The 23,484-nt window shown below is 66.0% G+C and carries 25 protein-coding genes; 10 read left to right on the top strand and 15 right to left on the bottom strand.

All coding sequences use genetic code 11. The features are described from left to right. Positions 1–24 precede the first annotated feature (24 nt). A complete protein-coding gene (locus A5732_RS06870) occupies positions 25–1,002 on the top strand; it encodes a hypothetical protein (RefSeq protein ID WP_076056346.1) in 978 nt (325 codons plus the stop codon). Between the two features lie 30 nt (positions 1,003–1,032). On the opposite strand, the gene A5732_RS06865 is transcribed toward A5732_RS06870, so the two are convergent. Then, on the bottom strand, positions 1,033–1,215 hold the full coding sequence (locus A5732_RS06865; RefSeq protein WP_040629827.1) for a hypothetical protein: 183 nt from the start codon (positions 1,213–1,215) through the stop codon (positions 1,033–1,035). A gap of 135 nt (positions 1,216–1,350) precedes the next feature. On the opposite strand from A5732_RS06865, the gene zwf reads away from it, so the two are divergent. Further along, positions 1,351–2,850, top strand: coding sequence for a glucose-6-phosphate dehydrogenase (zwf, locus tag A5732_RS06860; protein WP_076056348.1), 1,500 nt, complete (start codon positions 1,351–1,353; stop codon positions 2,848–2,850). A gap of 26 nt (positions 2,851–2,876) precedes the next feature. Here zwf and A5732_RS06855 read toward each other — a convergent pair whose 3' ends face one another. After that, the gene (locus A5732_RS06855; RefSeq protein WP_076056349.1) at positions 2,877–3,800 is read right to left on the bottom strand and encodes a class I SAM-dependent methyltransferase; all 924 of its coding nucleotides are present in this window, start codon (positions 3,798–3,800) and stop codon (positions 2,877–2,879) included. Positions 3,801–3,987: 187 nt separating this feature from the next. On the opposite strand from A5732_RS06855, the gene A5732_RS06850 reads away from it, so the two are divergent. Both A5732_RS06850 and A5732_RS06845 read left to right on the top strand, forming a co-directional pair. After that, entirely contained in the window at positions 3,988–4,869 is an 882-nt protein-coding gene (locus A5732_RS06850) for an HpcH/HpaI aldolase/citrate lyase family protein (RefSeq protein ID WP_076056351.1), read from the top strand. Between the two features lie 118 nt (positions 4,870–4,987). Next, on the top strand, positions 4,988–6,223 hold the full coding sequence (locus A5732_RS06845; RefSeq protein WP_076056353.1) for an osmoprotectant NAGGN system M42 family peptidase: 1,236 nt from the start codon (positions 4,988–4,990) through the stop codon (positions 6,221–6,223). 5 nt (positions 6,224–6,228) lie between these two features. On the opposite strand, the gene A5732_RS06840 is transcribed toward A5732_RS06845, so the two are convergent. The 3 genes from A5732_RS06840 to A5732_RS06830 form a co-directional block, all read right to left on the bottom strand. Next, positions 6,229–7,686 (bottom strand): aldehyde dehydrogenase family protein, encoded by a 1,458-nt coding sequence (locus tag A5732_RS06840; RefSeq protein WP_076056355.1) that lies wholly within the window; start codon positions 7,684–7,686, stop codon positions 6,229–6,231. Between the two features lie 96 nt (positions 7,687–7,782). Further along, positions 7,783–8,550 carry a class I SAM-dependent methyltransferase gene (locus A5732_RS06835; RefSeq protein WP_064954185.1) on the bottom strand — a complete coding sequence of 256 codons (768 nt, stop codon included), beginning with the start codon at positions 8,548–8,550 and terminating at the stop codon, positions 7,783–7,785. Positions 8,551–8,602: 52 nt separating this feature from the next. Continuing rightward, positions 8,603–9,286 carry a GAP family protein gene (locus tag A5732_RS06830; protein WP_076056357.1) on the bottom strand — a complete coding sequence of 228 codons (684 nt, stop codon included), beginning with the start codon at positions 9,284–9,286 and terminating at the stop codon, positions 8,603–8,605. Positions 9,287–9,531: 245 nt separating this feature from the next. On the opposite strand from A5732_RS06830, the gene A5732_RS06825 reads away from it, so the two are divergent. Both A5732_RS06825 and A5732_RS06820 read left to right on the top strand, forming a co-directional pair. After that, the gene (locus A5732_RS06825) at positions 9,532–9,996 is read left to right on the top strand and encodes a lipocalin-like domain-containing protein (protein WP_076056359.1); all 465 of its coding nucleotides are present in this window, start codon (positions 9,532–9,534) and stop codon (positions 9,994–9,996) included. Between the two features lie 12 nt (positions 9,997–10,008). After that, complete coding sequence (locus tag A5732_RS06820; protein WP_076101686.1) at positions 10,009–10,770, top strand: SDR family NAD(P)-dependent oxidoreductase; 762 nt, start codon at positions 10,009–10,011, stop codon at positions 10,768–10,770. Here the strand turns inward: A5732_RS06820 and A5732_RS06815 are convergent. Continuing rightward, on the bottom strand, positions 10,757–11,404 hold the full coding sequence (locus A5732_RS06815) for a heme oxygenase (biliverdin-producing) (RefSeq protein WP_065055177.1): 648 nt from the start codon (positions 11,402–11,404) through the stop codon (positions 10,757–10,759). The two genes, A5732_RS06820 and A5732_RS06815, sit on opposite strands and share 14 nt — an antisense overlap. Before the next feature lie 179 nt (positions 11,405–11,583). Between A5732_RS06815 and A5732_RS06810 the strand changes: the two genes are divergently transcribed. Both A5732_RS06810 and A5732_RS06805 read left to right on the top strand, forming a co-directional pair. Beyond that, positions 11,584–13,869 carry a SpoIIE family protein phosphatase gene (locus A5732_RS06810; RefSeq protein ID WP_076056363.1) on the top strand — a complete coding sequence of 762 codons (2,286 nt, stop codon included), beginning with the start codon at positions 11,584–11,586 and terminating at the stop codon, positions 13,867–13,869. A gap of 98 nt (positions 13,870–13,967) precedes the next feature. Continuing rightward, positions 13,968–14,411 (top strand): limonene-1,2-epoxide hydrolase family protein, encoded by a 444-nt coding sequence (locus A5732_RS06805; RefSeq protein ID WP_076056365.1) that lies wholly within the window; start codon positions 13,968–13,970, stop codon positions 14,409–14,411. Positions 14,412–14,441: 30 nt separating this feature from the next. On the opposite strand, the gene A5732_RS06800 is transcribed toward A5732_RS06805, so the two are convergent. Next, complete coding sequence (locus tag A5732_RS06800; protein WP_249266868.1) at positions 14,442–14,984, bottom strand: FKBP-type peptidyl-prolyl cis-trans isomerase; 543 nt, start codon at positions 14,982–14,984, stop codon at positions 14,442–14,444. A gap of 80 nt (positions 14,985–15,064) precedes the next feature. Further along, on the bottom strand, positions 15,065–15,499 hold the full coding sequence (locus A5732_RS06795) for a MarR family winged helix-turn-helix transcriptional regulator (protein ID WP_076101684.1): 435 nt from the start codon (positions 15,497–15,499) through the stop codon (positions 15,065–15,067). A 45-nt stretch (positions 15,500–15,544) separates the two neighbouring features. Between A5732_RS06795 and A5732_RS06790 the strand changes: the two genes are divergently transcribed. Beyond that, positions 15,545–16,255 (top strand): TIGR03086 family metal-binding protein, encoded by a 711-nt coding sequence (locus A5732_RS06790; RefSeq protein ID WP_076101681.1) that lies wholly within the window; start codon positions 15,545–15,547, stop codon positions 16,253–16,255. On the opposite strand, the gene A5732_RS06785 is transcribed toward A5732_RS06790, so the two are convergent. The 7 genes from A5732_RS06785 to A5732_RS06755 all read right to left on the bottom strand — a co-directional run bounded on the left by A5732_RS06785 (position 16,210) and on the right by A5732_RS06755 (position 22,988). Then, entirely contained in the window at positions 16,210–16,521 is a 312-nt protein-coding gene (locus tag A5732_RS06785; RefSeq protein ID WP_076101679.1) for a DUF732 domain-containing protein, read from the bottom strand. The two genes, A5732_RS06790 and A5732_RS06785, sit on opposite strands and share 46 nt — an antisense overlap. Before the next feature lie 255 nt (positions 16,522–16,776). Then, positions 16,777–17,409: a maleylpyruvate isomerase family mycothiol-dependent enzyme gene (locus A5732_RS06780; protein WP_076101676.1), complete on the bottom strand. Its 633-nt coding sequence runs from the start codon at positions 17,407–17,409 to the stop codon at positions 16,777–16,779. Between the two features lie 113 nt (positions 17,410–17,522). Then, entirely contained in the window at positions 17,523–18,689 is a 1,167-nt protein-coding gene (locus tag A5732_RS06775; protein ID WP_076101673.1) for a serine hydrolase domain-containing protein, read from the bottom strand. Continuing rightward, a complete protein-coding gene (locus A5732_RS06770; RefSeq protein ID WP_139334797.1) occupies positions 18,686–20,149 on the bottom strand; it encodes a biotin carboxylase in 1,464 nt (487 codons plus the stop codon). Before A5732_RS06770 ends, A5732_RS06775 begins: the two co-directional genes overlap by 4 nt. 204 nt (positions 20,150–20,353) lie before the next feature. Next, positions 20,354–21,658 carry a cytochrome P450 gene (locus A5732_RS06765; RefSeq protein ID WP_076101671.1) on the bottom strand — a complete coding sequence of 435 codons (1,305 nt, stop codon included), beginning with the start codon at positions 21,656–21,658 and terminating at the stop codon, positions 20,354–20,356. Positions 21,659–21,822: 164 nt separating this feature from the next. Continuing rightward, the gene (locus tag A5732_RS06760; protein WP_076056383.1) at positions 21,823–22,296 is read right to left on the bottom strand and encodes an SRPBCC family protein; all 474 of its coding nucleotides are present in this window, start codon (positions 22,294–22,296) and stop codon (positions 21,823–21,825) included. Next, positions 22,293–22,988, bottom strand: a complete 696-nt coding sequence (locus tag A5732_RS06755; protein ID WP_076056385.1) for a DUF899 domain-containing protein — start codon at positions 22,986–22,988, stop codon at positions 22,293–22,295. Before A5732_RS06755 ends, A5732_RS06760 begins: the two co-directional genes overlap by 4 nt. Positions 22,989–23,151: 163 nt before the next feature. Between A5732_RS06755 and A5732_RS06750 the strand changes: the two genes are divergently transcribed. Continuing rightward, positions 23,152–23,463 (top strand): hypothetical protein, encoded by a 312-nt coding sequence (locus A5732_RS06750; RefSeq protein WP_064954201.1) that lies wholly within the window; start codon positions 23,152–23,154, stop codon positions 23,461–23,463. The last annotated feature ends 21 nt before the right edge of the window (positions 23,464–23,484 follow it).

Here is a 23,484-nt window from a genome sequence, read left to right as displayed (position 1 = left end):
GTTCAAGAGCAGGAAGCGCCGACCGTGGACATGGCAACCGAGCAACCGCCGACTCCGCCCATGAATTGGGCCGAGGCCCAACCCTTGCTCCGGCCGGTGCTGCGGCCGCAAAGCTACGTCAACGGCTTGGTGAACAGCGGGGCCCAGCCCTGGGTCCGCCCGGTGTTCCCCTTCATCAACGAGATGGTGGTTGTCGACCTCCCCACCGTGCGGGCCGTCGTGTCGCCGGCGGAAACGGGCGCTTGGGGCATCACCGGCGATCAGGCGTTCGCGGTGGCCAGGGAGAACCTTTCCACGCGTCAGCAGGCCTTCCAGCCGGGCGAGAAGTACCTGTTGAAAGACGCGGACGGCGGCACTTACATCGATTCGATGATCCTGGCCACCGGCTGGCTGGGTTCGCTGGCGGTGGCGGGCGGCCCCCGCCCACTGGTGTTTTTCCCGGGCGATGGCGTGCTACTGCTGGGCACCGACGCGCCCGACAACGCCGCGGACCTCTTCGAGGTCGCCGAGCAGATGTACCACGACGCCGATCAGCCCATCTCGCCGCAGGGCTACACCATCGTGGGCAGCATCATCGCGCCGTTCGATCAGGCCGGCCCGCACCCGTTGCGCGGGTTGGCGCTGAGGGCCCGAACCCTTTTGGCCGCAGCGGAATACAAGCACCAGGCCGAATTCCTGCGGGAGCACTATGAGCGCGAGCTGTTCCCTCAATACGTCGGCGACGCGCAGATGATCGAGACGGCCTGGGGCCGGCGCACCAATGCGGTGTGGGGCCAGGGGATCCCGTGGGAGCTGCCGCAGACCGATTACGTGACGTTCGTGGTGGGCGAGCCGTCGAATGTGTCCGACAAGTTCACCGTGCCGTTCCCGACGGTGGTCGATGTGGTGGGCATCCTTCCCGTCGCGGGAATCAATCCGGTCCGCTACCGGGCCGACGAATGGCCGTCGGCCGAGCTACTGGCGACGCTGAAGGCGCACGCCATCGATATACCGAGCGAATGACGCTGCTCACTGAGCCAGGCCGGCGACCCGCTAGTCCGGCGGCTCGCTGGTCGTGCCGCGGACAGCCGCTTGTTCCCGGTCGCTGCGGTTGCCGGGAACGCCTTCGGCTTCGCTCTCCTCAGTAACCTTTTCCTCGAGCTGATCGACGATGTTTTCCAGCTCCTGAGCGCGGCTCAGCGGGTCTTTGTCGGGTTTGGTCATGTCGCTTTCCATGGGCGTTGGTGGGGGACGGGCCCCGGCGCCGGGAACCCGCCGCTATTCAATACCCGATCGCGCGTTCGCTAACCAGATCCGGCGGCCGTAAAACGAAACGAGACACAGCGCCGTGGCGGTGGAAGTATCGCAAGAGTGGCTACCGAGAAACCCCAGACCATCGCCTACCCGGCTCCTGACGCACGCCAGCGTCGCCACCACGCCGACCCGCTCGACCCGCACGTCATCGTCCTTTTCGGGGCGACGGGCGACCTGGCGAAACGAAAGCTGCTCCCCGGCCTGGCGTACCTGGACCAGTCCGAACTGGCGCCCGATATCCAGATCGTCGCCACGTCGCTGGAAGACCTGAGTCAAGACGAATTCCGCGATCTCGCCAGGAAGGCGATCGATTCCTTCGGCACGCACAAACTCACGCCCGAACAGTGGTCGAACTTCGCCAACATCGTCACCTACGTCCCCCAGGGCGCCGGACCCGAGGCGCTGGCCGAGGCGGTGGCGCAGGCCGAGGAGAACCTGGGGCCCAACGTCCGGCGACTGCATTACCTGTCGGTGCCGCCCAAGGCGGCGCGCGCCGTCATCTCCATGCTGCGCGACGCCAAGCTGGTCGAACGCTCACGAGTGGTGATGGAGAAACCGTTCGGCACCGACCTGGCCAGCGCGGTGGCGCTGAACGACTTCGTGCACGAAACCTTCGAGGAATCCCAGATTTTCCGCATCGACCACTTCTTGGGCAAGGAGGCCGCACAGAACATCCTGGCGTTCCGCTTCGCCAACGGCCTCTTCGAGCCCATCTGGAACCGCAACTTCATCGACCACATCCAGATCGACATCCCCGAAGAAAAGGGCCTGGATCAGCGGGCGAACTTCTACGAAGATACCGGCGCCTACAAGGACATGGTGGTCACCCACCTGTTCCAGGTGATGGCGTTCGTGGTGATGGAGCCGCCGACGGCGCTCGAACCGTTTGCCATCAGCGAGGAAAAGAACAAGGTGTTCCGGTCGATGCTGCCGGTCAAGCCGTCGAACGTGGTGCGCGGTCAATACAACGGATATCGCGACGAGGACGGCGTGGCAAAGGATTCCGACACCGAGACGTTCATCGCGCTCAAGGTGGGCATCGACAACTGGCGGTGGGCCGGGGTGCCCATCTACCTGCGCACCGGCAAGAAGATGGCCGAGGGCATCCGCGTCATCTCGATCGCGTTCAAAGAGGCCCCCCGAACGATGTTCCCGCCCGGATCCGGGGTGGGCACCCAGGGTCCCGATCACCTCACCTTCGACCTGGCCGACAACTCGAAGGTGTCGCTGTCCTTCTATGGCAAGCGGCCCGGCCCCGGCATGAAGCTGGACAAGCTGTCGATGCAGTTCTCGTCGCAGGAGATCGAGACCGTCGTCGATGTGCTGGAGGCCTACGAACGACTGATCCTGGATGCGATGCGCGGCGATCACACGCTGTTCAACACCGCCGAAGGCATCGAATCCTTATGGGAGCGTTCGGAAGACCTGCTCACCGATCCGCCGCCTGCCAAGTTGTATCAGCCGGGCACGTGGGGCCCCAACGCGATTCACCAGTTGATCGCGCCGAATGCGTGGCGGCTGCCGTTCGAGCGGGAGTGGCGCGAGGCCAGGGCTTAGCGGAAGTCTGCAAAACTTCCCGAAGCTCAGCCCAATTCGGCGCTGAGGTAACTGATCGCGTGACGAAATTGCTTGAGGATTGCGTTGTCCGGCAGCACGAATCCGTAATCGGCATAGACCTGCTCGGTGGGGTGGCAAGTCACATTCCAGCCGGTGGCACCCAGGTGCTCGGCGGCGGGGCGGCGCTCCCCGAGCCAAATCAGCTCGGCGACATCGATGTCCAGTCCGTGCTGGCGCCAGGTGCTGCGCATCGCCCGGGCCCGTTCGTCGGTGAAGACGCTCATGTCGGTGATGTTCTCGGTGGCCAGCCGGCTGCCCGGCGCGCTGAGCGCGGTGATGTTGTCCAACAGCCGGTCCTGGGCATCGGGCGGTAGATAGGGTAGCAGGCCTTCGGCGATCCAGGCGGTGGGCGAGTCGGTGTCAAACCCACTGTCGCGCAGTGCCGTTGGCCAATCATCGCGGAGATCGATGGCGACGGTCCGGCGCTCGGCAGTCGGTTCCGCGCCGATCTGGGCGAGCGTGGCTGTCTTGAAGGCGATCACCTCAGGCTGGTCGACCTCGAAAACCACCATGCCCGACGGCCACGACAACCGATAGGCCCGCGCGTCGAGTCCGGCGGCCAAGATGACGGCCTGCCGGATTCCGGCGGCGGTGGCGGCGCCGAAGAAATCGTCGAAAAACCTGGTCCGTACCGTCATCTGCTCGCGCCGCTGCTGCAGCGTCATCGGCATGTCGTCGGTGTCGAGCGGGATCTGACCGTCCAGCATCCGGATGAAGAAGGGATGCCCGACCGCCCGCACCAACGGTTCGGCGAACCGGTCATCGAGTAGTGGATCCGGCTCGCGCGATGCCAGCGCTCGGGAGGCCGCGACCATCGTCGCGGTCGCCCCGACGCTAGAGGCCAGGTCCCAGCTGTCGCCCTCGGTACGCGCCGAGCCAGATGATGACATTGCATTTCCCCTTCCGGGATCCACCCGCCGCGTCGGCCAATTCGCCCTCGGGGCCGCTCACCACCGGCGACTACACCACCGGTACCGAAGGGTACTTTCTGGCTATGCCGCGCGCACCACGCACCCGCCGCGCGGGCAATCTGGCTCTCGTCCCCCCTGCACGACGACTCCGAAAGCGAATCACTCCATGGCACCGACCCTGCGCCCGCGCCGATCAGCCCTGTACCTGCCCGGCAACAAGCCCCGCGCGCTGGAGAAGGGTAAGTCGCTGCCGGCGGACGTGCTGATATTCGACCTCGAGGATGCGGTGGGACCCGACGCGAAAGCCGATTCGAGGGCGACGGTGTGCGACGCGATCTCGTCGGGGAGCTACCGGCCCCGCGAGGTCGTGGTGCGGATCAACGGCTTGGACACCGAATGGCACCGGGACGACCTGGCCGCCGTGGCCGGATCGACGGCCGACGGCGTGCTGGTGCCGAAAGTCGAGACGGGTCAACAGGTTCAAGCTCTGGCCGAGGCGCTCGACGCCTCGGGGGCGCCGAAGTCGTTGCAGTTATGGGTGATGATCGAAACGCCCCGGGCCTTCCTGCGGGCCGAGGAGGTCGCGTCGGCCAGCGATCGCCTGGCCGGCTTGGTGGTGGGCACCAACGACCTGGTCAACGAGTTGCACGGCCTGCACGTCCCCGGGCGCGCACCCGCCGTGCCCGCCCTCGGCCTGGCGTTGTTGGGAGCGAGGGCGGCGGGAAAGGTGATCTTGGACGGCGTCTTCAACGACATCACCGACGAGGGCGCATTCCGGGCCGAGGCCGAGCAGGGCCGCGAGATGGGATTCGACGGCAAGACCCTGATCCATCCGTCGCAGATCGCCCCCGCCAATGAGCTGTTCGGTCCGTCACATAACGAGCTGGAGGACGCCCGCAAGATCGTCTCGGCTTACGAGCAGGCGCAGGCGGCCGGGACCAGCGTGATCACGGTCGACGGCCGCATGATCGAGAGCCTGCACGTCCGCGACGCCCAGCGAATCCTGACCCTCGCGGATCTGATCTCGAAGATGGAATCCGCCTCCTAGGACCGGTGGACATGTCGGGCGCGCGGGGGCGGGTGCGCGGCGGCGGCCCGCAACGGGCGTCGGGTGCCGCCCACACGGTAGGTTGAACGCGTTCGGCGACCGCTCGAGAGGAGATAACGTGGGCCAGACCGCGGGCATGGCCGAGGCCGACCGCACCTGGATGATCGACACACTGCTCGCGCTGCTGCAGACCCCGAGCCCGGCGGGACGCACGGATGCAGTGATGCAGGTGATCGGCGACATCTTCGACCATTTCGGGGTGCCGTTCACGCTGACCCGGCGCGGCGCGCTGACCGCCGAACTGCCCGGTGAGTCCCCGACCATCGACCGGGCCCTGGTGGTGCACTCCGACACCATCGGCTGCATGGTCCGCAACCTCAAGGACAACGGCCGCCTCGAAATCGTTCCCGTCGGTACCTTTTCGGCGCGGTTCGCCGCCGGCGCCCGTGTGCGCATCTTCATCGACGACCCCGACGCGTTCATCACCGGCACGGTCATGCCGCTGAAAGCCAGCGGGCACGCATTCGGCGACGAGATCGACACCCAACCCACCAACTGGGAGCACGTCGAGGTCCGCATCGACCGCAGGGTCTCGACGCGGGAGGACCTGGTTCGGCTCGGCCTGCAGGTCGGTGATTTCGTGGCGTTAATCACCAGCCCCGAGCTCACCGCCGACGGTTTCGTCGTCTCCCGTCATCTGGACGGGAAGGCGGGCGTCGCGATCGCGCTCGCCCTGGCCAAGAACTTCTCCGAGAACAAGGTGGTGCTGCCGCACCGCACCACCATCATGGTCACCATCACCGAGGAGGTCGGCCACGGAGCCAGTCACGGCCTGCCCGCGGATGTCGCCGAGTTGGTCTCGGTGGACAACGCGGTCTGCGCGCCCGGCCAGCATTCACTCGAGGACGGCGTGACGATCCCGATGGCCGACATGCACGGCCCATTCGACTACCACCTGACGCGGAAACTCTGCCGGCTCGCGCAGGAGCATGGAATTCCGTTCGCCCGCGACATTTTTCGCTACTACCGCTCCGACGCCGCGGCGGCTATCGAGGCCGGGGCCAACACCCGCGCGGCGCTCGTCGGCTTCGGCCTCGACGGCAGTCATGGCTGGGAGCGCACGCACATCGATTCGCTGGAAGCCGCCTACAACCTCCTGCACTGCTGGCTGCAGACACCGTTGACGTTCGAAAAATGGGATGCCAAGCCGACGGGCGCTCTGCGCGACTTTCCGTCGTCGGAGCAGCCCGCGCCCAGCGAGCGGTGGGTGCCGCTGGCCCGCGGCGATTTCGAAAGCCCCGGCGAAGCGTCGCCCGGAACGGTCTGGCCACCCTCGGAGGGCCCCCAGGCCTGACGCCGCTACATCTGGGCCCAGACGATCTTCGTCTGTAGGTAGGTCTCGATGCCGGCCTTGCCGGACTCGTGGCCCCAGCCGGACTGCTTGTAGCCGCCGAACGGCATCGAGTGGTCGTACGGGAAAGCGCAATTGAGCCCGACGGTCCCGGCCTTGAGCCGCTTGGCCAGCCGGTGCGAGCGACCGAGGTCCTTGGTCCACACCGTGGCGGCCAGCCCGTAGGTGCTGTTGTTGGCCAACGCGACGGCCTCGTCCTCGTCGTCGAAGGGCAGGATCGTGACGACCGGCCCGAAGATCTCCTCCTGAAACAGCCGGCTGGTGTCGGGATCGACGTTGGTGACGACCGTCGGGTGCACGAAGTAGCCCTTGCGGTCGAGCCGGTGTCCACCGGTGACGATCTCCGCGCCATCGGAGCGGCCCTGCTCTAGGTAACCCAGCACGCGTTTGAGCTGCTTCTGGCTTATCAGCGGGCCGCTCATGGTGCCCTCTTCTTTCGGGCCGCCCATCTTCATGGCGTTGGCGACCATCGCCATGCCCTCGACCACCTGGTCGTAGACGCCGCGCTGCACCAGAATGCGCGATCCGCACACGCAGGCCTGCCCCGAGTGGACGAAGGTGCCGAACGCCGACATCGGGATCGCCTTCTTCAGCTTCGCGTCGTCGAAGATCAGCACCGGCGACTTGCCGCCGAGCTCCAGGGTGACCTTGTTGAGGTTGCTGTCCGCCGAGGCGTGCACGATCGCGCGGCCGACCTCCGTCGAGCCGGTGAAGGCGACCTTTTCCACGTCGGGGTGCGCGGTGATGGCCGCGCCGACGGTGTGCCCGTAACCGTTGACCAGGTTGGCCACCCCGTCGGGCACCCCGGCCTCGGCCAGCAGGCGCATGAGGACGTGCGCTGAAAGTGGCGTCTCCTCAGCGGGTTTGACCACGCTGTTGCAGCCCGCGGCGAGCGCCGGCGCGAGCTTGGCGCAGAAGTTGAACACCGGCCCGTTCCACGGGAAGATCAGCCCGACCACGCCGTAGGGCTCGCGCACCGTGTAGGTGTGCATGTGCGAGTCGACGCCGGTCAGGCCACCGGTGTTGACATCCCGCGCGATGCCGTCGATCTTGGTACACCAGCCGGCGTAGTAGCGGAACCACTCGGCGCCGATCTTCACCTGCATCTCCGCCTGAGCGGGATACATTCCGGCGTTGAGCATTTCGAGCTCGGCGAGCAACTCGGCGTTCTCGTCGATCAGGTCCGCGACGCGCCACAGGATCTTGGCCCGCTCGTAATCGGGCTTGCCGGACCAGATCCCGGACTCCGCGCTGGCTTTCGCGCGCGCAACCGCCTCGTCGACGGCTTCGGTGCCGCAGTCGGTGAACGAGCCGATCTGCTCCTCGGTGGAGGGATCGAAGATCGGGATCACGTCACCGGTACCGGGGCGTTCCCGAACCTCGTCCAGTACGGATTGCACTGTCATGCGTCTTCTCCTCGCCGGGCTGGTTGCGGCAGAAGTTACGCGGTTAACCCCGTGCTGTCTATGACATTCGGAAGAAAACAGACACCGGCGCGGCCCCTACCGACCGCGGGCGATCCGGTCGGCGCGCCAGCACCGGGACTGCATCGGGATGTCGATGGCTTCCGCGCCGGGGAATCGCTCGGCCAGGACGGCTCGGGCGCTGGCGAGCCGCTGCGCGCGGTCATCCGGAGAAGCGATGATCACCCGGCTGTAGGTGCCGAGCATCGCGACGACATCGTCGATCCTCATGGTCCGCACGAACCCGAACGTCTCCCGCGCGACGTTGTGGAAAATCTGCGGATCGGGCAGGACAACGTTCTCGTGGCGCCGCCGGAAGCGGTCGGGCGCATCCAGTTCGGACGTGTCGTCCTTGGGCAGCACCTCGAGGTCGCGAACCCAGTCGACGTCGCGATCTCGACTGGTCCAGATCAGCCCGAACCGCCCGCCGTCGCGCAATACCCGGCCGATCTCGGGCACCGCCCGTTCGGGGTCCATCCAGTGCCACGCCGACGAGACGAACACCGCGTCCGCGGAATCGTCGGGAAGGGGAATCGCCTCGCCGGTGCCCTCCACGGCGCGAACCCCGGGAGACCGCTCGGCCAGCACCGCGCGCATCCGCGCATCGGGCTCGACGGCCACGACGTGCGCCGCGCGGCCGACGAGCGTGCGGGTGAACAACCCGGTGCCCGCACCCACGTCGACGGCCACCTCACAGCGGGATGGCAACAACCAGTCCACCGCCTGCTGCGGCGGGTGCGGTCGCAGCCCGTCGTAGTCCTCGGCGATCGAACCGAAGGACATCGCGCGCTCTCGACGATCAGTCACACGCGACAAGGTAATCCGGCTCGCTGTGCGAGACATGAGAAGTTCTGGTGCGTCACCAGAGTGCGCTGTGATTGACGAGTGCATCGGCGATGAGCCCGGTTCCGAAAACCAGGAACAACAGCCGCACCGACATCGGCCCGTAGCGGCTGAGCGCCCGGACGATCGCGCGCTGAATGCGCCTGGCTCGCATGGTTTTCCTCAGCGAGAGGGCAAGGATCAGCAGCGGCGGCGACAGGGCGATCGCCCAGTAGGCGATGATGACCAGTGGCCAGAACGGCGGTCGCGGGTGCAGCGCGGCGAGCATCGCCAACCCGGTGAGGTACGGCACCGCCGTCGGAGCCTGCCCACTGCCCACCGCCAGCCCCAGGAATCCGAGCAGCCACGGCCGTTGCCGCATCGCCGCCAGCGCCCAGCCGGGTGCCGACGATTGTGCGGTCAGCGGGAAGTAGGCCAAGCCGACCAGGACGAGCCCCAGCAGCAGTTCGCCCCGGAAGCGAATGGCCGGCGTCAGATGAAAGTCGAGCACCTCGGTGATGAAGCCGATGCCCAGCACGGCGCACACGCCGAAGGCGGTCGTCACCGCGAATACGCCCGCGACGTAGCTCAGGGCGCCGGGAATCGGTGACCGGCGAGCCAGCCGGCTGTCGAAGATGACGGCCGAGACCACTCCGACGTTGAGCACATTGAGCGAGTCGAGGAACGCCAGTCCGGCCAGCGCCAGCGCCAGGGCCGCCACGCGTCTGTACCGGGCCTAGCGTCCGGATTCACCGGCTGCCCGCGGCGGGCGGCGCACTGACCACGGCGACAGGACGAAAGCGGCGATCATGCCGCAGACTTTAGTTCGGTCCGAACCTGTCGGGCGAGGCCGCCGGTTGCCCCGGGTGATGCGGGGGCGATGGCGTTGGGACAGGTTATGCGCGGCATTATCGATGCGTCGGACGCGGTCAAGCGGTCACAGCACATCACGGAGGGGCGCCAACGATGACCACACTCACCACGCGGGATCTGCGTGAGTACCTCGTCGGGGCCTGGACGTTGGAGTCCTACGAGAGCTCCGACGTGGATGGCTCGAATGTGCGTTATCCGCTGGGAACCGACGCGCGCGGAATCATCATGTACACCGCGGACGGCTACATGTCCGCCCAGCTCATGCGCGCGGACCGCGCGCCGATCGCCCGCGGCGATCTTCAAATCGCCACGGATGACGAATTGGCCGCGTCGGCCAGGGGCTATCTCGCCTACGCCGGCCCATACAGCGTTCTCGACGGCGGCGTCATCGCCCACCACGTCGATGTCAGCCTGCTACCCAACTGGATCGGTGGAACCCAGTATCGCGCAGCGCAAGTCGGCGATGACCGTCTACAGCTCGGCCCCGCCGAGCCCGTGCTCATCAAGGGCAAGCTGCGCAACGGCCGCCTGATCTGGCAGCGCGCGAAACAAGGATAGCCGGAGAACCGAATGGGATTGCTCGACAACAAGATCGCCGTCATCACCGGCGCCAACTCCGGGATCGGGCTTGCCACCGCACAGCGGTTCCTTGACGAGGGCGCCGACCGGGTGTTCATCACAGGCCGGCGCCAGCCCGAACTCGACGATGCGGCAAGCACATTGGGCCCGCGCGTCACCGCAGTGCGCGGCGACGTCGGAAAACCGGAGGACCTGGACCGGCTCTACACCGAGGTCGCGGCCGCCGGTAACGGTCTCGACATCGTGATGGCCAACGCCGGATCGACGAGGGTGGCGCGGCTGGGGGAGATCACCGACGACGATCTCGATGCGCTGCTGACCACCAACGTCAAGGGGGTCGTCTATACCGTGCAGAAAGCGCTGCCGCTGCTCAACGACGGCGCCTCCGTCATCCTGACCGGCTCCACCACCGCCGACCGGGGCCGCGCCGGGCTCAGCATCTACGCCGCCACCAAGGCGGCCGTCCGGTCACTGGCCCGCGCGTGGGCCAGTGAACTCGCCGACCGCAACATCCGGGTCAACGTGATCGTGGCAGGCTCCACAGCCACGCCGGGAAGCAACGCGCTGGCCGCACAGACCGATCCCGACGCTTCGATCGAAGAGTTCCGCGCCGAACGCATCGCCACCATCCCGCTGGGCCGCTTCGCCGATCCCACCGAGATCGCCAATGCCGCAGTGTTTTTGGCCAGCGATCTGTCCAGCTTCAGCACCGGATCAACTGTCACCGCCGACGGCGGATTCAACCAGGTATGACGCTGTCGGCCAATTCATCGAAGATGGCCTGGTTCAGGCCGAAGGCGAACTTCACCTCGCCGACGATGCGATCGATTTCACCGGTGTCGGCGGCAAGGGCGTCGAGGCGGGCGCGATAGGCGTCTTTGTAGGGTTTGGGCCGCACCGGGAAGTCGTAGAACGCAAGGCCGGCGCCGCCGAGATCGAATGTGCGGTCCAGGATTTTGCCGATGCCCCGGCCTCCGGAGAGATCGCCGAGATAGCGCGTGTAGTGGTGGGCGACCAGCGCACCTCCCCACGTAAGCGCGCCGAGCCGCTCGGCGTAGGCCGCCGCCGCGGGGGAGTCGACATCGCGTGCGGCACCCTGGGGCAGCCAATGCTCGAGGTCGGCATCGATAGCCGTCAAGCGCTCCAGCGCGGGGTCGTACACAGCGGCAACCATCGAGTCGTCACACCGGGCCCGCACGGCGTCCTCGAGGGCGGCGTACACCACGCGCAACCGCAGCAGATAGTCGGAATAGCCCGCCGCGCCAATCCGTCCGGCGAGCAGCTCGGACATGAACGGGCTCTGTTCGGCGGCGTCGTGTTCGGCCGCCGAGCCATCCTTCATCGCGACCGACAGGCGGCGACTTGCTGGGACGGCGATCGAGCACATGACCTGCTCAGATTACATTGGTGATCGCGGCGGGGCGCGTTACCGCGGCGGATGCGAATCAGCCCGGGCCACATCCACGTGGAAGCGCGAACCGCGGCTGACCTGGTCCAGAATGGGACACACATTGATAGCTTGGAGATCTGGCTGCTACACCTCACAAATCCGATAAGGCCGCTCGCGTGACCGACGACGAGCGGTCCGCGTGGCCATCGGCCCCCGCGGATCAGTCGATCGACGATCTCGTACCGGTCGGCACCCCGATCGACCTGGACAACTGCGCGCGTGAGCCGATCCACATCCCCGGCAGCATCCAGCCGCGCGGCGTGCTCGCGGTGGTGCGTGAGCCCGCGTTCGAGGTGCGCCAGGTCAGCGCCAACGTCGCCGAGCTGCTCGGCCGTCCCGTCGACGCCGTCCTGGGCCGGCACCTGTCGGCGCTCATCGGTTCCGAGCAAGCCGCCCGCATCGAGCAGGCCGCGGCGACCTTCGGCAGCCTGCGCCAGAACAATCCGCTCGAGCTCACCATCGAGGTCGCCGGCGAGCCGCGGGCCTTCGACGCGATCCTGCACCGCGAGCCGGGCGGTGTGGTGCTGGTGGAGCTCGAGATCGCCTACGGCGAGCGGCCGTTCTCCTTCCCCAACACGTATCAGGCGGTCCGCGGCGCGGTGGAGGAGTTGAACCGGGCCTCCACGCTGACCGAGCTGTACGCCACCGCCGCGCGTGCCGTCCGCGATCTGACCGGCTTCGACCGGGTCATGGTGTACCGCTACGACGAGGAATACAACGGCGAGGTTGTTGCCGAGTCCAGGCGCGACAACCTCAACTCCTTCCTCGGCCTGCATTACCCGTCTACCGACATCCCGGCGCAGGCGCGCGCGCTGTATGAGAAGAACTGGATTCGACTGATTTCCGACGTCGACTACACGCCGGCACCGCTGGTGCCGAGCGTCGACCCGGTGAACAACACGCCGCTGGATCTGACGTATGCCACGTTGCGCAGCGTGTCGCCCATCCATGTCGAATATCTGCAGAACATGGGTGTGCACGCGTCGATGTCGATCTCGTTGCTGCGGCAGGGGCGGCTGTGGGGGCTGATCGCCTGTCACCATTACGCAGGTCCGCACCTGCCGCCGTTCGGCACCCGGGCGGCGGCCGAGTTCCTCGGCTCAACCCTGTCGCTGCGACTCGTCGACCGATTCGAGGACGAACAACTACACAAGCGGTTGGCCGCGCAGGCCGTCCTGGCCAAGCTCCTCGCCGCCACGCTGGACGATGGCGAACCGCTGTCGGAGGCGCTGCTCGGCGCTCCCGACCTGCTCGACCTCGTGCCCGCCGACGGCGTGGTCATCGACATCGGGGGCGATCTGCGGATGCGTGGCTCGGTTCCACCACCGGACATCGTGGCGGCCGTCGCCGCCTGGGCGCGTGACGTGGACGAGGACATCGCGAGCAGCGAGTGCCTGTCGGGCGCACTGCCCGAACTCGATCTCGATCCCCAGGTGGCCGCCGGGGCGCTGGTGCTCAACCTGCCTGACGGGCAATACGCCATCTGGTTCCGGCGGGAGGTGCTGCGCTCGGTCGACTGGGGCGGCGACCCGTACAACAAGGCGATCGCGGTCAGCGAAGGTGACCAACTTCGGCTCAGCCCGCGCAAGTCGTTCGACCGGTGGCGCGAGATCGTCCACCAGCGCAGCGAGCCGTGGTCGCAGAGCGAGGCCGAATCCGCGGGGTCATTGCGGCGCCACCTGGTCGAGTCGCTGTACCGCCGCACGCGCGGAGCGCTGCGCGTGGCCGAGACGCTGCAGCGCAGCCTGCTGCCCGAGTCGATCCCGGCGCTCGAAAGTTGGGAACTGTCGGCGCATTACGAGCCGGCGGCGGGCGACAACGTCGGCGGCGACTGGTACGACGCGTTCGAGCTCCGCGACGGCCGGCTGATCGTGCTGATCGGCGACGTCGCCGGGCACGGCATCGCCGCAGCCGGCACCATGGCCGCGCTCCGCAACGCCCTGCGCGCCCAATTGTTCGCCGGCGCCGCACCGGCCGAGGCGCTGGCGCAGCTCAACGACTTCTGCCTGCACATGCTTCGCGGCGCGTTCGCCACCGTCATCGCCGCGCGGGTCGACCTCGACTCGGGCCGGGTGGAGGCGGCGTCCGCCGGTCACTTGATGCCCTACCTGACGAACTCCCGCGCGCCGGCGGTACCGGCACCGATCAAGCTCTCGCCGCCCATCGGCGTCAAAGGCGTGAAATACGCACCCAGCACCTTCACCGTCGAACCCGGACACGGCGTGGTGCTGTTCTCCGACGGCCTCGTGGAACGTCGCGGTGAATCGATCGACGACGGCCTCGACCTGCTGGCCGAAAACCTCGGCCGGGCCGGCGACATCGCCGCGACCGGAATCTGGACGGCGATGGCATCGGGCCACACCGACGACGACGTCACCATCATCACGCTGCGGCGTCCCTGAACCCTCGCTAAGCGATTCGTATATCAGCGCCTAATCGGGCGACGGCCATCTACAGTTCGACGAATAACGAACCGTAACCGCCCCTAAAGGACTATGAGATGGCCAAAAGTGTTGTGACAAAGAACAACAACGAAAAGATCGTGGTCGATTTTATACACGCCGCTTACGGCCGGAGCATGGACATAGACGCCATGACGGCCCTCATGGCCGAGGACTTCGTCTGGCAGCTCCACGTGCCGCTCTCACCGATCGTCCGCGGACGTGACGCGGCGCGCGCGGAACTCGAAAAGCACAACACCCTGTCGACGGGCATGATCGAGGGCAGCGAAATACGCACGATCGTGTCCGACGGCGACACCGTCGTCGTCGAGCGGGTCGACGTGAACGCGATGAACGGCGTAACGGTCACGTTCCACGTCACGGCGCTCTTCGAGGTGCGCGACGGTGCGATCACGCACTGGCGTGAGTATTGGGACACCACTCACATCGCCCAACAACTCGGCATAGATCCCGCGCTCATGTTCGCGCCGTTAGTCGATTGACCTTTGGCACAAGGGATTTGACGGGTCGAGCTAACCCGAGGCGTTGAGGATCTTGATCGCGAACACCAGCGAGTCACCGGGCTGGATCCCGGCGCTGGGCTGGCCTTGGGGGTAGCCATCGGCGGGGACCATCGCAACGGCGACCGTCGACCCGACCTTTTGGCCTGCGATGGCCTTCTGGAAGCCCGGCACAACTCCGGTCAGCGGGAAGTCGACCGGGGCGCCGCGCTGGTAGCTGCTATCGAACACTGACCCGTCACGTCCGTTGACGCCCATGTAGCAGACCGAGACCCTGGCGGTGTTGGACACCACCGGCCCGTCTCCGGCGTGCAGCGTATGCACCTGGGTCTGGCCCACGCTGAACGGTGCGGTCACGTTGACCAGCGGAGCGGTCGTATCCGTGGATCCGGTGACCGCGACGCTGCCGGTGGTGCCGCTCAGTGTCCAGTCGGGCGTTCCGCCGTTCTGCGGCGCCGCGGTGGGGCATGAGCCCGCCGCGGTGGCCGTGCCGGCGCCGGCGAACGTCATGACGGTTGCTGCGACGGAAGCCGCGAGCGCGACGGAGGAATACATCCGGGAGGGTTTCACGGCCGTCACGCTACAGCCACATTGCTGCTCAAGAGTCGCGGGGCACCACAAATCGCCCGGTAGGGTCAATCATCGGGTGGGCGAGGCGTGAGTTGTTGAAGTATGCGCAACAGCGACTTGCGGTCCGACGGAGCCAGCTGGCATAGCCAACGCTCTTCGCCACGCTGAATCGCTTGCTGCGCCTGTCTTTTGATCGTCCGTCCGCGCTCGGACAGCTCAAGCAGCCGGACCCGACGGTCGTCGGGGTCGGGGCGGCGGTCGATGTACCCGAGCTGCTGCAGATCGTCGAGGACAGCGATGATGCGGGTCTTGTCCGCGCCGATAGCCGCGGCCAGGGCGGCTTGAGTCCGCACCGGCGAGTTGTCCAGCTCGGTCAGCACGGTATAACCCCACATCGATAGCCCGTGGCGCTCAAGAATCGGCAGCTCGGCAGCCACGAGTTCGCGCACCAACGGTCCGAGCATCGCGGCAAGATCAGGTCGGGGCCGCCCTTTGGTCATGGCGCGATAGTAGAGGAAACACGATTATATGCGTATGCTTACGATATGACTCCGCATACAATAGATACTCTGCGAACACACCACCGCGAGGCAGTGATGGCCACCATCGACATTGTTCAGAAGGTCAGCACGAGCGACCTCGAGCGCCCAACCCCATGCAGCGACTGGAATCTGCTTGAACTGCTGGCCCATATGACCGCGCAGCATCGAGGGTTCACGGCGGCCGCTCACGGCGCCGGCGCCGATCCCGCGGTGTGGGAGACCTCTGCGGTAATCGACGCGGTAGCGGCCGACCCCGCAGGCAGTTATGCGGCCGCCGCTTGCGAGTTGCTCACGGCAATCGCCGCGGACGAGACGCTCGGCGTGCCCTTCGAATTACCCGACTTCGGCAAGGGTGCCGTGTTTCCCTTCGAGCAGGCGATCGGGTTTCACTTCGTCGACTACGTCGTGCACGGCTGGGATGTGGCCCGCGCAGTTCGCGTCCCATTAAACTTGCCCGACAACGTGATTGACACGGCGCTGGCGCTCGGATTGCAAGTTCCGGGCGGAAACTACCGCACCGGTGCTTCCGCCCCGTTTGGGCCGGCGCTCGACCAAGTGCCGGACGGCACTGGCTTCGACCGCCTATTGCGTCATCTCGGACGCTCGCCGGCATGGAGTTCAGCCGACAACAACCGGCGTAGACCTCCTGCGGCCAATGTCGTGCGGCCTCAGGTGCAAAGGCTGGGGGCGTCACACACGTTGCCGGGGCAATAGATCGAATGGGCGGCGTTGACCAGGCTTCCGACGTCGAGCAACGTCACACCCTTGGTGTCCAAGCGGGCGTGCAGGTCGTCGGCGATCTGTTGCGGCGTCCAACCCCAAGTGAGGTCGTAACACACATCGTGCGCCTCGGCGATCAGTGCCTCTTCTGTCTTCGGCGGCCAGGTGAGGCCGACGGCGCGCAATTGCGCGAGGTACGCATCGTCTTGCGGTGTTGCGGAAGCAATGCCGGCGCTGCTGGCAAATGCGGCGGCAGCCATGAAGGGGACAGCAATTCTGGCCAGCCTTCGAGGTGAGGGCATTTCTTTCTCCCTGGAGTCAGAAGCGTGCCGGTCCAAAGCCGCGCGAATATGAAGAATAGCGAAAGGCCCAAAGGACAGCCATCGGGAACAGCTCAGTTCCTCGCATTAGCCATGGCCCGGTAGCCCTCTCGCACGCTGGGGAATTGTGGCTTCCTGTTGGTCGCTGAGCAGAAGCGAGCGTTACCGGCCGGAGCAGTACCCGCAAGGTCGAGGTCAAGGTTTGAACTGGTTAGGGAGTCGCATCGTGCCCTCGCCGGATAAGTCGGCCCGCGCGGCCGGGCGGCCGCTCAGTGTCAGCATGAGTGCCTCTGCTGGACCTTCGACTTGAGGGCCGTTTCCATGCGACCAGTCGAGATCGATTGCTTTCCAACGTATCCCGGAAGGGCTTCTGAACATTCGTCTCGCTGTTGGCGTGACGAGGAAGTCGAGGACGACACGTTGTCGGTCTACGTTGAAGGATCGGCTTTGGCCGAGGGGCCGGCGAATGTCTTGGCCATGGACCACGACATCGGTCAGCGGCGCCTGCGGACCGATAGCGGGCGGAGTGAACCGGCTGTCGGCGTTCCCGCGCAATAGTTCGGCAAAGTGATTGAAATGGCTGCGAACAACGCGGGCCGTTAGCGCAATGTTCGCCTTGTCGAAGTTGCCCCGAGCTTTGGCCATCTCTATCACGAATCTTGGTTTCGAGGTGATCAGCGGCATCACCAGATGTGCGGCGACGTCGCTCACCATCCAGCCTTGGCACAACGAAGGCACCGCCCACTGCTCGTCGGTGAGGGTATCGAGGAAATCAGCTAGCGCCCGACGCTCGTCAGCGATAGCTGCGAAAACCTGACCGTCGTCCACACCAGCTACTCTATGGACCTGCTACCGACGTCGTCTAGGTCGCGGTACACCTGGTTCATCAGGCGATCAGTAGAAGGTGGGTAGGGATACCGCGGAACCGGCGGGCCAGCCGGTCAATCCAATTCGCGTGCCACCGCATCGAATGCCCGCAACGTGTCGAGCATGTGCGGTTCGTGCGAGTCCAGTTGGGTGGACAGCTTGGCGGCGACCAGTTCCGCGCGACGGTTGACGTAGATCATCTGACCGCACATGCCCTGGCACAACACGACATCGTCGCCCGGATAGGGGAACCACATCTGGTTGCGGTACATCCCGCCGGGCATTTCGTTGTCGTCGGGGCTGGCGGCGAACGCCTGGCGCGAGTCGGGCCCACCGTCGAGGGTGTCGGCGATCCACGCCGCCGACACCACTTGGTGGCCGGTCAACGAGACACCGTCGCGCAAGAACAGCGTTCCGAACCGGATCATATCGGTGAGACAGGCGCTGATGCCGCCGTCGAAGAACCCGGTGCCGACTGGGTCGATAGCCAGGGTGGCATCGCATTGGGCGCCGATGCGACCCCAGATGAGTTGCGACATCAGTTCGGGCATTCGCACGCCGGCGGCGACCTCGCAGATCCAGCCCAGCACATCGGTTTCACACGAACGATATTCGAACGGGCCGCCGTGAGCGGACTTCTGCCGCAAGGTCAACAGGAATTCCTGCAACGTGGCGGGGGCATCGGGACTACTCCTGGGCGCCCAGCCCATCGCCTGGTCGAGAAAATGTATCTCCGCGGCCGGGTCTTGATAATTCTCCGAGAAGCCGATGCCCGACCTCATGTCCAGCAGGTGCCGCACCGTCGCGCTCGCGTAACCGCAATTAGCCAGTGCCGGAACATATTTCGTGACCGGCGCATCGAGCGCGATCGCACCGTCCTGGTGCAGCGAACCGACGACCACCCCGACCAGCGACTTGCTCACCGAGAACAGGAGGTGTCGGGTCTTTGGGCCCATGCCGCCGAGGTACTCCTCGGCCACCAACGATCCCCGGTGCGCGACGGCCCATCCGTCCGTTGCGGTGGCGGCCATCACCCCGCCCACGGTGGTGGCGACCTCGCCGGCGGTGACCAGAGGTATCTCGGCCAAGGGAGATGCGGCCCCGGGCAACGCCGCGACTGGTCCCGTCCCGCGCGAGATCACCGCGGTCGGCACGAAGTCCTCGACGTGCTGGAAGGACCAATGCGCGTAGGGTGCCGACAGCCAGTTGTCCAGAGAGAGACCCGCCGGGGCGCCTTTCACGCTCGTGCGACGAGCCGCGAGACGATCGGCGCGGCCGGCGTCAGGGGCGTCGAGACGAACTTCGCCTTCATGCCCTTGACCCAGCGCTGGCAGCGCTCGCTGAGCTTATAGTCGTCGGTCTGCAGGTGTGAGCGAGTGACGAGCACGCCGAGCTGGGCGCCCTCGGAACGTAAGTCGCCAGGCGCCGCGACCCGCATGTAAAAGGCCTCGGAGCCGTCGAGCAGCGTGGCCCAGTCGTTGGCGGTCCGCGAAAAGGAGACCCGACCGTCGTCGTCGATGCGCCATACCCCGGTGCGTGGCGTCGCGGTGAACAGCTCGACGTCCGGCGACGTCTCCGTGATGATCACCTGACCCCAGACCTCGTCCTCGCCATAGCCGCACTCCCAGCGCGAGTTGATCTCATCGATGTCGAGCTCGTACTCCACGTCCATGTACTCGAGCAGATGGAAGAGGAACAGCGGCATGTCGGCGTAGGCCTCGGTGGTCAGATTCGTCATCGGGCTGGCACCGGACAGGCGGGGGTTCACCTCGCCGAGGTAGAGCTCGTTGGAGTCCAGGTCATGCAGGAGGTCCACCTCGAAGTAGCCGAGGTAACCCTCGCCGCGCATGACGTCGCCCAGCTTTGCCACCATTTCCCGCGCGGCGTGGGTCTGGGCGGGCGGCAACACCTCGCGCCAGATGTCATTGCCACACCAGCTGCCCCGGCTCGGAGTCAGCTCCGAATAACCGACGAGGCTCGTCATCGCGGGGCCGACCACGGTGCCGTGGCGGGTCACGGCTCCCTCGAGGCACACCTCGACGTTGCGGATGCGCTTCATGACTTTGAGTTCGGGCTGCGAGGTCAGGTCACCGGCATGCTCGTCCCAGTCGCGCTGACCGTGGACGAAGAACGTCCCGCTGCCGGCGTTGCCGTACGCGGCCGAGATGACGAGGTCGTCTCCCAGTCCGGCGTTTTGTGCGAGCGCCAGTAGTTCGTCGTAGGAGCCGACCCGCCCGATCACGTGCGGCACGCTCGGTATACCCGCCTCGTTGGCCAGACGCGTCATGACGATCTTGGAGCCCAGGCGCTGGCGCAGCTCGATCGGCGGATGCATGACCTGGAGGCCTGCCGACCGCGCGAGGGCCTGGATTTCCTCGTTCAGCATGACAAAGCAGCACTTGCCACCGGGACCTTTACCGGCGATGAACTCGACCGTCTCGGGATCGGACAGCAGGTGGCTGCACACCTCGTCCATGGAGTCAAAATCACGGCGGTCCCGCCGCCGGGGCACGAACACGCGCGAGTGTGTGCCCTCGAAAGAGTCAAAGTAGGTCAGGTAGAAGAAGTTTCGTATCCATCGGTCAACGCCGAGCAGGTTGAACGGCGTCGGCGAGATGAAGTACAGCGGCACCTTGTTCGTGTGAAAGAACGCGCGTATGTCCGAAAGGCCGTTCAACGTCCGGCGTGGCTCGGCCCCCATCACGTGGCCAGAGGTGGCGCGGTCAGCGCAACGGCGATGAATTGACATACCTCCATTCGACAAGTGTGCGCCCTGTCGGCGTCCGTGTCGAAGGGGGAGCGGTACCGAACGCCGAAAGGCGGCCGGACGGTGCACCTTGCCTTTAGGCTTTGTCCATCGTTTATTCCCTTGTCCTACAACCAATTTGGCTTGCGGGGGTGTCGGCTAGCCTGCGCTGACCCTGGCGGGTCCGAGGTTGACGGGGAGGTACTTGATTCCGTGCAACAGGGTGCTGTCGTTCGGGATCGGTGCGCCCGCGAGTGCGAGTTGGGGAAAGCGTTCAAAAAGCGCCTGTAGGCCGACGTTCAGCTCCATGCGGGCGAGCGGCGCACCGAGGCAGGCGTGAACACCGGTGCCGAAGCCGATGTGCTCGCGGGCGTTGACACGGGTGGTGTCGAATTCGTCGGGGCGTTCGAAGACGGCCGGATCGCGGTTGGCTCCGGCGATGCTGAGGAAGACGGTGGAGCCTGCATGCACGGTGTGGCCGTCGATCTGCAATGTTTGGGTGGCCACCCGAGCGCCGAATTGAGCGACGCAGTTGTAGCGCAGCGTCTCTTCGACCGCGTTGGGCCAGCCCTCGGGATTCGCATGAAGGCGGGCCAACTGGTCGGGGTGATCGACGAGCGTCACGACGGCGTTCCCGAATGCGTGGGTGGTGGTGATGAACCCGGCACCGAGCAGCAGGCCCGCGAACATCTTGACTTCGAGGGCGGTCAGCTCGGTTTCCTGAAGGACCGCAGACAAGATGCTGCTGTCGCCGCCACTGCGACGGAGCCGCTCGATGTGCGCGCCGCTGTAGCTTTCGAACTCGCGCAATGCCGTGAGCGCTGTCTGGAAATCCGCCCACGACGGCACCGTGGTGGTGAGCAGTTTGGCGCCCGGGTCGGCCAACGCGTGCAGATAGGGGATTTCCTCGCGGGGGATTCCCAGCATCTCGGCGATGACCTCGATGGGGATTCGCGAGGCATAGTTGGCGATCAGGTCGCAATCAGCGTCGCCGTCGAGATCGTCGACCGCGGCGTTGGCGATCTCCTGGATGCGGTGGCGCAGTCGGTCGATCGCCCGCGGGGTGAACGCCCGCGAGACCAGCCGTCGTAGGCGCTCATGCTCGGGCGGATCGATGACGAGCAACGACGGTGGCTCCAGGCCGTTCAGCACACCGGGATTCGTCTTCGCCTGCGCCCACTGAGCGATCCGAAACGGCGACCGATCGTGGGGTTTAGCGGTTCGGAACCTATCGTCGCGCAACACCTCACGCACGAGCTGCGCATCGGCGGTGACCCAGCCGCCGATCACCGCCGACATACGGCCCCGCTCGCGGATCTGCTCAATGAGGCGATGTGCGTTGTCGGGCTGGTGGTTATCGATCACCAATTCGGCGAAGGGATCGCCCCGGCGGGCGAGCAACTTCAGTGTCGCGCGAGCCAGCCCGTACCCGAGCAGCCAATGCGACCGGGTTTTGAGGTCCATCCCCGCATTGTTCGCTCTGCCAAGCCTTATGGATAGAGGCGCGCACGCCACAGTCGCCGACGCCGGCGGGCGAGTTAAGGCTGCCGCGTGCTGCGGGATCCGCGCTCGAGCGTGGGCTCCGCGCGAAATCTGTTATTGGAGCGGGTGCTTAGGCAGCTGATTGCTCAGCCCGCGACCGATCGCTCGAGAGTGGCCAGTGACTCGGCGAGATAATTCTCAGCGAAAATCGGCATCTGGCCGACGCGGTCCCGGAACGTCTGTGGTGTGCCGCTCCAGTCGTAGGTGAGGGTGACGTCCGTGCGATCACCGTTCGGGGCGAGGTCGTAACGCCAGAACCAACCGCCGGGGGTGTGGTTACCCGAATCGTCGAGGATCCCCGGCAGCCACCCGATGGCACGGTCCCTGTCGAATACATTGACCAGGTTGTAGGTGACGTAGTCGCCCCCCGCCTGCGTGAGGTACATGTTCATCGCGAATATCTGTCCCGCGGCGGTGATCGGCTCGGTGGCCACCGCGTCGCGGACCCAGTCTGTGGGCTCGGTGTTCTGGTGGCGGGACGGGTCGGCCAGGACGGCGAAAACCTCCGCCGGGGTCGCGGCGATGGTGCGGGTGACGGCGTACCGTTCGTCGGCACTCATGATTTGTCCGGTCCGTACGCGGCCGCGATGTCGGGGGAGTCGAGCCATCCCGAGTACGTGGGCCGCGAGGGCCAACCCTCGGGCGAATCGAGCCATTCCTCTTGACGACCCCACGGCAGAATGTCGATCAACCCGAAGGAGTGACTGAGCTGCTCGGTGCCGCGCCCGTTCGTATGCCACGTGCGGTACACCGTCTCGCCGTCGCGTAAGAACACGTTGACGCCGAATCCACCGCCCGGCGGCGCGTCCATGTCGGCGGCGAACGTGCTCTGCGACGACGAATACCAGTCCATGCGATTGCCGACCCGGTGCTTATAGGCGAGTGCTTCCTCAATCGGTCCGTTCGTGACGATGACGAATCGGGCGTCGTAATTGTCGAGGAATTCCAGTCGGGTGAATTGCGACGTAAAGCCGGTGCACCCGCCGCATTGCCACTGCGCGCCGTCGGACCACATGTGGTGATAGACGATCAGCTGCGATCGGCCCTCGAAGACGTCGGCCAGCCGGATCGGACCGTCGGCACCGACCAGGGTGTAATCGGGCAATTCGACCATCGGCAGCCGCCGTCGCTGGGCGGCGATCGCATCCAGCTCGCGGGTGGCGGCTTTCTCGCGTTTGCGTAATTCGTCGAGCGCGGCGCGCCAGGTGTGGTGATCGACGACCGGCGGCAACGCGGTATTTTTCGTGGCCATGGCTCCACCTTTGCTCTCGATTTGTCCGTTTGGAAGGTCTGACCGCGCGACGGCCCCAAATTCATCGGGAAAAGACGCCACCGGACTACTCGATCGCGAGAAATGCTCTTGACCGGCATGCCCCGTGCTGGGTTCGATACTGAAAGAACGATGGGAGGCCCCGATGAAGACGTTCATTCGCCATTTTGTAGTCATCGTCATGTTGGCGTTCGTGTCGATGGCGGCCGTGACGATCATGACGCCCGCGGTGAGCAAGGCCGACTGTGCAGACGGTGAGTGGTGGGATCCGACCGGCAAGGTCTGCCGACCGCTCGGAGTCGGGCCGCAACCCTTGGCCTGCGACCCGGGCCAGTGGTGGGACCCGACCGCCAACGTGTGCAGGCCCCTCGGCGTCGGGCCGCAACCGCTCGCATGCGACAACGGCTGGTGGTGGGATCCGGGCGCCAACGAATGCCGGCCGCCCGCCGGCGGCTGATACGCACGCTGAAGCGCCGTC

Origin of the sequence: Mycobacterium colombiense, assembly GCF_001953985.1 — a bacterium.
Taxonomy (GTDB): Bacteria; Actinomycetota; Actinomycetes; order Mycobacteriales; family Mycobacteriaceae; genus Mycobacterium; species Mycobacterium colombiense_B.
The sequence above is the reverse complement of the archived record's forward strand: the minus strand, read 5'-3'. Positions and strand labels throughout refer to the sequence as shown.